The sequence below is a fragment of the Microcystis sp. M_QC_C_20170808_M3Col genome, assembly GCF_007095505.1.
Taxonomy (GTDB): domain Bacteria; phylum Cyanobacteriota; class Cyanobacteriia; order Cyanobacteriales; family Microcystaceae; genus Microcystis.
The window spans coordinates 1-9664 of sequence record NZ_SFBY01000233.1; the positions used below are offsets into that span (position 1 = coordinate 1).

General features: G+C 43.7%; 10 protein-coding genes. 4 read left to right on the top strand and 6 right to left on the bottom strand.

Annotation, left to right across the window (positions count from 1 at the left end; all coding sequences use genetic code 11):
• On the bottom strand, positions 1–148 hold a 148-nt coding region (locus tag EWV84_RS10465), incomplete at its 3' end, for a helix-turn-helix domain-containing protein (protein WP_287077959.1).
• Between the two features lie 95 nt (positions 149–243).
• Between EWV84_RS10465 and EWV84_RS10470 the strand changes: the two genes are divergently transcribed.
• Positions 244–1560 (top strand): type IV pilus twitching motility protein PilT, encoded by a 1317-nt coding sequence (locus EWV84_RS10470; RefSeq protein ID WP_287077951.1) that lies wholly within the window; start codon positions 244–246, stop codon positions 1558–1560.
• Between the two features lie 90 nt (positions 1561–1650).
• Positions 1651–2397, top strand: a complete 747-nt coding sequence (locus EWV84_RS10475; protein ID WP_286826478.1) for a circadian clock KaiB family protein — start codon at positions 1651–1653, stop codon at positions 2395–2397.
• On the opposite strand, the gene EWV84_RS10480 is transcribed toward EWV84_RS10475, so the two are convergent.
• Complete coding sequence (locus EWV84_RS10480) at positions 2394–2606, bottom strand: hypothetical protein (protein ID WP_287077952.1); 213 nt, start codon at positions 2604–2606, stop codon at positions 2394–2396. The genes EWV84_RS10475 and EWV84_RS10480 overlap by 4 nt on opposite strands.
• Positions 2607–2678: 72 nt before the next feature.
• On the opposite strand from EWV84_RS10480, the gene EWV84_RS10485 reads away from it, so the two are divergent.
• The gene (locus EWV84_RS10485) at positions 2679–4340 is read left to right on the top strand and encodes a M14 family metallopeptidase (protein WP_287077953.1); all 1662 of its coding nucleotides are present in this window, start codon (positions 2679–2681) and stop codon (positions 4338–4340) included.
• Here the strand turns inward: EWV84_RS10485 and EWV84_RS10490 are convergent.
• From EWV84_RS10490 to EWV84_RS10500, 3 genes are all read right to left on the bottom strand, one after another.
• Positions 4335–4802 (bottom strand): retroviral-like aspartic protease family protein, encoded by a 468-nt coding sequence (locus EWV84_RS10490; protein ID WP_287077954.1) that lies wholly within the window; start codon positions 4800–4802, stop codon positions 4335–4337. The genes EWV84_RS10485 and EWV84_RS10490 overlap by 6 nt on opposite strands.
• Positions 4803–4867: 65 nt before the next feature.
• Complete coding sequence (locus tag EWV84_RS10495) at positions 4868–5860, bottom strand: pentapeptide repeat-containing protein (protein ID WP_287077955.1); 993 nt, start codon at positions 5858–5860, stop codon at positions 4868–4870.
• A gap of 33 nt (positions 5861–5893) precedes the next feature.
• The gene (locus EWV84_RS10500; RefSeq protein ID WP_287077956.1) at positions 5894–7102 is read right to left on the bottom strand and encodes a hypothetical protein; all 1209 of its coding nucleotides are present in this window, start codon (positions 7100–7102) and stop codon (positions 5894–5896) included.
• 332 nt (positions 7103–7434) lie between these two features.
• Here EWV84_RS10500 and EWV84_RS10505 point away from each other — a divergent pair, with 332 nt between their 5' ends.
• Positions 7435–8232 carry a glutathione S-transferase gene (locus tag EWV84_RS10505; protein WP_287077957.1) on the top strand — a complete coding sequence of 266 codons (798 nt, stop codon included), beginning with the start codon at positions 7435–7437 and terminating at the stop codon, positions 8230–8232.
• 125 nt (positions 8233–8357) lie between these two features.
• Here the strand turns inward: EWV84_RS10505 and nblR are convergent, their stop codons facing one another.
• On the bottom strand, positions 8358–9047 hold the full coding sequence (gene nblR / locus EWV84_RS10510; protein ID WP_287077958.1) for a response regulator transcription factor NblR: 690 nt from the start codon (positions 9045–9047) through the stop codon (positions 8358–8360).
• Positions 9048–9664 lie beyond the last annotated feature (617 nt).

Consider the following 9664-nt stretch of genomic DNA (forward strand, 5'->3'; position numbering starts at 1 on the left):
AGCCTACTCTTTCTTGCTTTTCGTACCAAGCTTGTGTTCGTTCGTGGAGAGCTTTATTGTAAACTAATCTTACACAGCCCAAAGTGCGCCGCAATAGCGACTCTTGTTCGGGTGTGGGGGAAAATCGAAACGAGTAGGCTTTTTCCATGTCCCACATTTTAGCATATATATATCGTGTAAATGCGCTAGTATTTAACAGTAAAGCCGTCGTGAAACGACGGGGTTTCAGACCCAAAATTTTCGATGAGTCAAAATCCCAATTCTTCCTCGCGACCACTGCAGCCGCTGCCGGTTCCCTCCATGCCGATGCCTCCCTCAAAAATCACGGGAACCAGCACGGGGACAACTCAAGAAATGAGCCAACAGGTGGCGACACCGACCAAAAACGTGCCGAATATGCCGCAAAATGGTCAAATTCCCGCCACAAGTCCTCCCAAAAATAGCGTTCCCAGTCAGGCTGCTTCTCCCCAAACCCCACCCCGGCCGGGTCGCGCTCCCAATCAACCCACCTTAGAACATTTGATCCGGATGGCCTTTGATCGGGGTTATTCGGACGTTCACCTGGGAGTTGGAGAAAAACCCCGGACGCGGGATCGTGGTGAAATGATCATTCTCGACTATCCCGAAATTGACATCAACACTTTTAATAGTTGGTTACGGGAAATTCTAGGAGAAGAAGAAATCCTTCGTTTTAAAAAAGACCTAGAATTTGACGGTGCAACTCAGTACGAATTCGCTAGAGTGCGGATTAATATCTTTGAAAGTCTGCGCGGTCCGGGGATGGTTTTGCGTCTGATTCCCATGAAAATCCTCACTATGGAACAATTGCGCTTACCGGCGGTGTTCCGGAATGTGTGCGATGTGCATAAAGGATTGATTTTAATCACCGGTCCGACGGGTTCAGGGAAATCCACCACCCTAGCAGCCATGATCGATTACATCAATAAAGAACAAGCCAAACATATTATCACCATCGAAGATCCGATCGAATTTGTCCATCAAAGTCGTCGCAGTTTGATCAAACAAAGGGAAGTGGGAATGCACACCCATGAGTTCGATAATGCCCTAAAAGCCTCTTTGCGGGAAGACCCAGATATTATTCTGGTGGGGGAGATGCGGGACAAATCCACCGTTAATACTGCCCTGAAAGCTGCCCAAACCGGTCACTTAGTCATGGGAACCCTGCACACCAACAGCGCCGTTAAAACCCTGGAGCGGATTTTAACTCTTTATACCGCCGAGGAACGGGAATCCATGCGGGTGGCGATCGCAGAATCCTTGGTTTGTATTATTTCCCAGGGTTTATGTCGTACCACCGACAGTAAACGGGCTGCTTTTCACGATATTCTCGTCAACACAGAAACCGTCAAAGATTACATTCGCAGCGGCAAAAATGACGAAATTATCGAATTAATGAGAGATGGCGAATATGATGGCATGATTACCACTAATCAATCTCTGTTTAACCTCTATCAAGAGGGACGGATTAACGATGAGGTCGCCCTGGAAATGTCCCCGGTTCCCAATGAAATGGCGATGATGCTGCGGGGTAGAATCTAGAAAAACCCTGAAGGAAATTCTTGAGGGGTCAAGAGTTTAGTAATCTAGAAAAATAGAAGTTCCTATTTATTCTCTACGGGAACCCCTCAAGTGACTACTTCCGCGATTGTGTTGCCCGATATTTTTAAAGGCATCGCCCTGTTTACCCCCGGGGGCGACCTGATTTACTGTATCGATCCTGATAAACAAACTCATTGGCATTTGAATCTCTGCGCTGCTCTCCAGTCCGCTTTAGGGTTGCCAGAACCCCCCCATTTTTTAGTTCCTAGTTTTACTGCTACCATCGACCGCTGGCGAGATCCCTATAGTCACCGTATTCATACTAGTGCCGAAGTCTATCCCCTTGTCCGTCGCTATCAGCCTTTATTAAATGCTATTTTCGCCACGGACGATCGAGCTTGGTTTACTGTACCTTGGCAGGAACAATCCTCTAATCCCACTATCTTAGAAACCTATCGTCAGCAGTTTCCCCAACTTTGGCAATCCCACGATCTGATTCTCCGTTATCAGGAGCGCCCCCCAACGACTTCGGGGATTAGTGCTGACTCTGACTATACTAACCCTAGTCCCAAGGGTTATGTTTTGCGGTTATTTGTCTCCGGTAATAATGCCAATACTAAACACACCCTAGAATCGATCCATCAGCTTCTAGAGCGAGAATTACACCATCCCTATACCCTGAAAGTGATCGATATCTCTAAGCATCCAGAACAAGCGGAATCTAATCATGTCTCTGCTATTCCCACTTTAGTCCGGGTTTGGCCGCAACCGGTGAAACGCATCATCGGCGAATTTGAGGATTTACCGCGAGTATTACAGATTATCGCCACTGCTTAGGGTTTAAAGACTTCTGACTCGATTCCTCGCCACCATTCGCCCAATTTCATTAAGTCTTGCTGAATATCATCCAATTCTTGGATATATTCCTGTTGGGAAAGACTGGTGCGACGTTCTTGCAGTTTTTTGAGACGCAATTGCACCAACAGCCAAGGCTTAGAAATACCGTTAGTTTCTTCGATATAGCGAGCGATATCTTGACTATCCATAGTTTTTTACTGTTATTATCCTATATTTTCTCAAATTAACCCGAGAATCCTTTTTTTTAGTTGCAGAAGATTATGTTTGATTTTAGCCACTATTACCCCTACGAAGAATTAGTTTCTTTCCTGAAAAACCTAGCCTCATCCTATCCTAATTTAATTAGCCTCACCTCGATCGGTAAAAGCTACGAAAATCGAGATATCTGGTTAACTACCCTCACAAATCAAGCAACAGGCCCCTATTTAGAAAAACCTGCCTATTGGATTGATGCTAACACCCATGCGGGGGAAGTAACAGGCTCTGCCGTCGCTCTCTACACTATCTCTCATCTTTTGCGCCAATACGGTCATAATTCCCCAATTACCAGACTTCTTGACCATTACACTGTCTATATTTTGCCGCGATTAGCCGTGGATGGAGCAGAAAAATATCTCACCACTCCCTATATGTTACGATCGAGTATTCGGCCTTATCCCCACACGGATGAGAAACCGGGGCTATATCCTGAAGATATTAACGGCGATGGTTTAATCTTACAAATGCGCCAAAAAGATACCTGTGGCGCTTGGAAAATTTCTGAACAAGATCCTCGCATTATGGTGCGTCGCGAACCGGAGGAATTTGAAGGAACTTTTTACACTTTGCTCACCGAAGGTTTAATCCGCGATTACGATGGCTATAATTTTACCACTGCCCCCACCCTAGAGGGCCTGGATTTTAACCGCAATTATCCCGTTTATTGGGTTCCTGAAGGGGAACAACAAGGGGCCGGCAATTTTCCTTTTTCGGAGCCAGAAACCCGTGCAGAAGCCGAATTTTGGGCAAATAACACTAATATTAATGGCTTCGTTACCTATCATACCTATTCAGCAGTCATGTTGCGTCCCTATAGCACGCATCCCGATGAATATTTCCCCGTGGAAGACTTAGAAATGTATAAATATATTGCTGATAAGGGAAAAGCAATGACTGGTTATGAATGCGTTTCTGTCTATCACGATTTTCGTTATCATCCCAAAGAAGTGACTAACGGTGCCATGGATGATTACGGTTACGATCATTTTGGTTGGTATGGTTTTACGGTGGAGTTATGGGATGCACCCACCCAAGCAGCCGTGAAAAAAGATGATTATATTCAATGGTTTCGCTGGCATCCTTTTGAAGATGAATTGAAATTACAGCGTTGGAATGATGAGAATTTAGCGGGAAAGGGTTTTATTAATTGGCAAAGTTTTCATCACCCCCAATTGGGAGAGGTGGAAATTGGCGGTTGGGACTTTAAAAATGTCTGGCAAAATGCCCCAGAAAAGTATTTACCGGATTTATGTGAGAAACAATGTCAGTTTACTATTGCCCATGCTTTGATGTCACCTCTTTTAGCTATCTCTCGTCTTGATCTTAAGTCGGAGGGAAATGGTATTTATCATCTGGTTTTACAGTTGGAAAATCAGGGATTCTTACCCACTTATACCAGTAAAAAGGCACTGGAAAGAAAGATTGTTCGTCCCATTCAAGTCAAGTTAAATTTAGCCGATGAGGTGAGTTTAATAGTGGGAAAATTAGAGCAGGAAATCGGTCACTTAGAAGGGCGCTCAAATAAAGTATATAGTAGTCTTGCTCACGGTTTAGATTATCGCCGTACGGTGGAATGGGTGATTAAGGGAGTTTCTGGTCAAGAAATCGAGATTATCGCTATAGCTGAAAGAGCCGGAACAGTCAGACAAAAAGTGATTTTATAGAGCTATTTTGTTGGATAAAATTGTTAAATAAGTCTCGGGGGATTCTGTGGGTAAAACTCGCAATTTTTGGCTGCGAAGCTCCGGTTTTAATCCCAAAGCTTCTAAAGGAATTATTCCTAATAAATTGTTTTGACCTCCAGGTAATTCCAAACATTCAAAAGTCCCTTCCCGTCCCGCAATAATCAAGGTAGCATCGCGAAAAATTCTCGCTTTTCCTATGCCTTTAGCCGTAGCCACATCTACCTCTTTTAAAAGCTGTAAACCCAAGCGTGAGATTACTTCCGGCACCAGACAAAGAGTAGTTGCTCCCGTATCCACCAAGACATTTTCTAGGGTAAGAGAGCGAATTTGTTCCGGTGCGATTATACCATCCTCCGCACGAATTTGATCCGCGCGATTGATAACTGTAATGGTGGTGTAGATTTTGCCCATATCTTCTGCAATAATTACTGGCTCAACCATAAGATTACCCTCAATTCTACCTGCAATTATACCGGAATAATTGCCAACAACACTGTCTAGTAATTTTAATTATTAATCCGACCATCGGGCATAATTGCACCGCGGAAGTTAACTCCCATCAGATTAGCACTCATTAACTCGGCACCAGTTAGATTAGCATTACTTAAATCAGCACCGATGAGATTTGCTCTAGCAAAGAAAGCATCGACTAAATCCGCTTCGCTGAAATTAACTCCTGAAAGATTAGCCCTTCTTAAGTCAGCATGATTCATTCTTGCTCCTTGAAAATTAGCTTGACTAAGATTAGCTCGATCAAATTTTATTTGAGTCATAGTTGCACTATGGAAATTTGCCTGCATTGCTTCCGTATCGGTCATTTTTGACCGCACTAAATTGGCTCCCGCTAGATTTGCCCCCACTAAACGCGCCCCGATTAAATTAGCCTCAGTAAGTAAAGCATCTTGGAGATTAGCATTAGTTAAATCCGCTTTTCTGAGGTCAACATTGCACAAATTAGCATCCTTTAAATTGGCTCCTACTAGATTTGCTCGCACCAGATCAACCCCTTTCATATTAGCCCCTTGCAGGTCGGCGCGGGAGAAATTAGCCCCTTGTAAATTAGTCTTATGATTTTTCTTTTCCTGACGCATATTTGTTCCCCGCAAACAAGCACCAGTGAGGTTAGCACCACTTAAATCAGCCCCCCGTAAATCCGCACCGATTAAGTTAGCATCAAGTAACGTCGCTAGGGTTATATCGGTATCACGAAGATTAGCCCCTTGTAGCATCGCTCCGTGTAAATTGGCACTGCGTAAATCTGCCCCATTTAAGTCAGCTTGGTTGAGACTAGCACCGCTTAAATTAGCTGTCACAAGATTAGCTTGAGCGAGATTAGCCCGGTTAAGATAGGTAAAGAGAAGATTGGCTCCGTGCAGATCTGCTTCATTTAAAACAATGCCAATTAAGTCAGCACCAACTAAATTAACTCCGGGTAATTTTAAGCCACTAAATTGAGTTTCTCCTGCGGCATAACGTGCAATTAATTCGTTGGGTTTCATAGGTAGAATATCCAGATAAATTTGGGTAAAAAATTAAAGAATTTTTTGTAAAGTTTGCACCAGAATACTGGCGGTTTGAACGTTAGCATCCGTATCCATTTGGGTTTGAGCAATATTGTATAGTTGAACTTCGATATCCTGGAGGGATTTCCCACTTTGGATGAGTTGTTTTAGTAAATCTTCTAGGGTATAACTTCGCAGAGTTGACCAATCTTGACCGCTCCGATCCCAAGGATGAAATAGGAGCGAGAAAATCAATATTTTGGCTCGTAAAGGATTAGCATACTGGAAAATTTCTAAACGAATTTCAAAGGGGTCGTAGGCAGGAATTTGTGGGAAATTACTGGGGTTGTTATTTGAGGAGGCCGGCTCGGCAAAGGGCAATTCCATGACTAATTGCGGTTCATTTAGATTGATGATCGAAGAGGAAAAATCCACAGGGTCACTTCTAGAGGCGGAGAAAGATGTGGTTTTAGCCGCAGAATCAGAATCATTCTTTAGATCAACTATTTGAGTGTTGAATCTTTGACTTTTTGACTCATTATCCTCTTCTTCGTCATCGTTATCAGTATCGTAGAGATGCTCTAGCTGCGTAAGAATAATATCGGCTAGGGCTAGGTAGAGAGCTTTTTTATTAATATTTTCGGCAACTTGCTTGAGAGTTTGTCGCAAGCTTAGGAAATTGGGATTGTTTCGCTGAAGTTCTAAAACAATATTTTTTAAGCCATAATTATTAATCACCGCTTGATCGTTTTCCCAACGATTTTTACAAGCGGCAAACATTAATTTTTGAATTCTCGCCGTCTCTCGATGATTTTCTATTCCACTAACCACCTGTCTTAATAAATTATCTTCCTCGTTGTTGACATCATTATTAACGTTGGTGAAGCTAGGGTTAACTTCCGGTTCCACTGGTAATAATTGATTGTCGTAGGCGGCAGCAATATTACTATATAATTGACTGATTTGCTCGATAATAACCGTGGCTACTCCCAGATAAACTTGAGGACGATTGAGGGTTTTAACTAATTTATAAACAGAAAAAGTTAATTGTTCTTTATTGGTTTTGATTTGCACTAACTCCTTCACCAAGTCTTCCATAGCCACACCGTTCAAAATATTAGGCTCATTTTCCCAATATTTTTTACAGATACAAAAGATTAATTTTTTGATCCGTAATTTTTCCTCGTGGCTGTCGAGATAGCGAACTACATCATTAAAAACGTCGATGGATAATTGCATAGTAACCTCTGATCCGAGAAAGGAGCCAGCCTCGCACGCCTCTACTATAGCGGTATGCTATTGGTCTCTCGCGAGTCAGCTTGCCAGAATATATAAGTTATTCCTCGCTTTTAGTGCGTGAAAATATCCTAACCTAAAAGCGTGGCACTATTGAGTTGGGGTTGCCGGATCTGGTCCCTAAAATTAGCAAACGATTATTTTTTCGCCTTTCTCGTTTTTAGTACAAATGTTCGGACAAAATCGGAGTAAAGTCTTTAAGTTTAGACGACCGATGCCCGATAGGGTTAGAGTAATCAGGGAGAAACTGATTTATCGAGAGGCCATATCATCCCATGCTAGAACTCTACCAATTTGAATTATCCGCCTATTGTGAGAAAGTCCGTCTCATCCTTGACTATAAAGGACTTGCCTATAAAAAAAAGGACGTGGTGCCAGGGGTGGGACAATTGGAATTATTCCGTCTTTCCGGACAGCGACAGGTTCCCGTGCTCAAGGATGGCGATACTTATATTGCTGACTCGACGGAGATTGCTTTTTATCTCGATCGCAAGTATCCTGAAAAACCAATTATCCCCACAGATCCCCTACAACGGGGTCAATGTTTATTAATCGAAGAATGGGCCGATGAATCCCTGGGATTAAAAGGAAGAACCGCTTTTCTCGGCGCTTTTGCCCAAAATCAAAACTTTCGTACCGCTTTTTTACCCCGGGAAACTCCCGATTTTATGCGCTTGTTGCTGGGTTCTGTGCCGGGGGAATTAATTGATATTTTGGGGGCGGGTGTAGGTCTGGGAAAAGATGCTATCAATACAGCCAAAAAGGGGCTACAACAGGATTTAGAAGCTTTGAACCTCATTTTAACCAATCGTCCCTATTTAGTCGGGGATCAGCCCACTTTAGCCGATTTAGCCGTGGCGGGATTAAGTGTACTGCTTCAGTTTCCCCAGGGTTCCTATCTCAACTTACCCAGGGAATTGCAAGGCAAGGGGATTCCAGGGTTAGCCGATAATAGCGCCTACGAGGGCTTTTTTGCTTGGCGCGACCGTCTTTATAGTCAATACCGTCAAACTATCACCCCGGGAAGTTCCACCCCTCCTATCGATTCCCCCAACTCCATCCAGATTGAATAGCAGTGCTTGACTAGGGTGGTGGGGTGTGGGGTCTGGGGTGTGGGGTCTGGGGTGTGGGGTCTGGGGAGAATAAATAAAAATAATCTCCTGACTCCTGAATACTGATCACTGATCACTGATTACTGTTAAGATTCCCGTAAAACGTAGCCCACACCACGCACGGTATGAATGAGGCGTTTTTGACCACCAGCCTCCATCTTCAGGCGTAAATAGCGAATATACACCTCAATAACGTTTGATTCTCCTTGAAATTCGTCTCCCCAGACATTTTCGAGAATTTTATCCCTCGATAATACTTCTTTGGGGTGAATCATGAGGTAGCGCAGCAGTTCAAATTCCTTCATCGTCAAATCAATATTTTTGTTTTTATAGGAGAGACGACGACTGGCTAAATCTAATACTAAGTCACCAAAACGCAATTGTTCGGGGATAATTTCCAGAGGTTGCAGGTAAAAACGGATTAATTTGAGAAAATATGGCGAATTATAGGGTTTGAGAAAATAATCGTCGGCTCCCGCTTCCAAACAGGCCAGACGTTCTTCTAGGGTTTCTTGAGATACTAACAAAATAATATAAACGCGACTTCCCTGGGAACGTAAACGACGACAAAAATTCACACCAGCCTCCGCTGCGAGGAAGCGATCGAGTATAATTATCGCTGGCTGACAACTTTTCACTTCTGGGAAAGCCATATCAATGCTAGGCACGATCAGGGGACGATAACCTGCTTCTTTCAAGTCCGCACTAGCTAGTTTAGCGATATTCTCCTCAATTCCCACCAAGAGAATTGAAGAACTCGGAACGGATGTACTCATAAATCAGAAGCGGTAAAGAAATAGGAAAGATAGGGAGGGGACTACCTAATTTTGACACTCTCGCCGTCAAGCTACGCTGTGACGGGAGATTCTTGCTTCTACTCCTCTTAACTAGACACAATCGGAAGACTATGCCCCCGTCAGACCGAATCCACAAGGGTTTTGGTTTAACGTCTACCGACTGCCCGGCGGCGGACGGAGCTGAATTTTATTTGTGGGCAGAATTGACCTTAGCCGTTAAGCTTCTATCCTGCTTGACCCGTCACCATTACATTTTCAAGGGCGATATTTGTTCCGAGGTACAAAGGAGCGGGAGGTTTCCGTGATACTTTACGCGCTTTACCGCTTTCTGTATTCTAGCGAAATTCCTCGAAAGTGGAAACGCTACCGCATTAGTTTCACTTTGGTCGCGATTCATCTCCCGTTAAGCAAGGGCGGCTCTAACGGGAGTCCTCTCGCGACCTTGAGATAGTTAATTGATTCTTGCCTAACCGATTTATTGACATCCTCGCCGCCGTAAAACGGACGGCGATTCCTCACCACGCCACTTTTTTAGGGTGGTCGCGTCAACGGGGTTGACGCAGATAGCGAAAAACGCTTAATTGCTTAAGTCTGAC

Bases quoted from the DNA above. Each gene is read 5' to 3' on its own strand.
- EWV84_RS10490 (WP_287077954.1), bottom strand. From the start codon at position 4,802: ATGGTTGAGCCAGTAATTATTGCAGAAGATATGGGCAAAATCTACACC.
- EWV84_RS10470 (WP_287077951.1), top strand. From the start codon at position 244: ATGAGTCAAAATCCCAATTCTTCCTCGCGACCACTGCAGCCGCTGCCG.
- EWV84_RS10485 (WP_287077953.1), top strand. From the start codon at position 2,679: ATGTTTGATTTTAGCCACTATTACCCCTACGAAGAATTAGTTTCTTTC.
- EWV84_RS10505 (WP_287077957.1), top strand. From the start codon at position 7,435: ATGCTAGAACTCTACCAATTTGAATTATCCGCCTATTGTGAGAAAGTC.
- EWV84_RS10495 (WP_287077955.1), bottom strand. From the start codon at position 5,860: ATGAAACCCAACGAATTAATTGCACGTTATGCCGCAGGAGAAACTCAA.
- nblR (WP_287077958.1), bottom strand. From the start codon at position 9,047: ATGAGTACATCCGTTCCGAGTTCTTCAATTCTCTTGGTGGGAATTGAG.
- EWV84_RS10480 (WP_287077952.1), bottom strand. From the start codon at position 2,606: ATGGATAGTCAAGATATCGCTCGCTATATCGAAGAAACTAACGGTATT.
- EWV84_RS10500 (WP_287077956.1), bottom strand. From the start codon at position 7,102: ATGCAATTATCCATCGACGTTTTTAATGATGTAGTTCGCTATCTCGAC.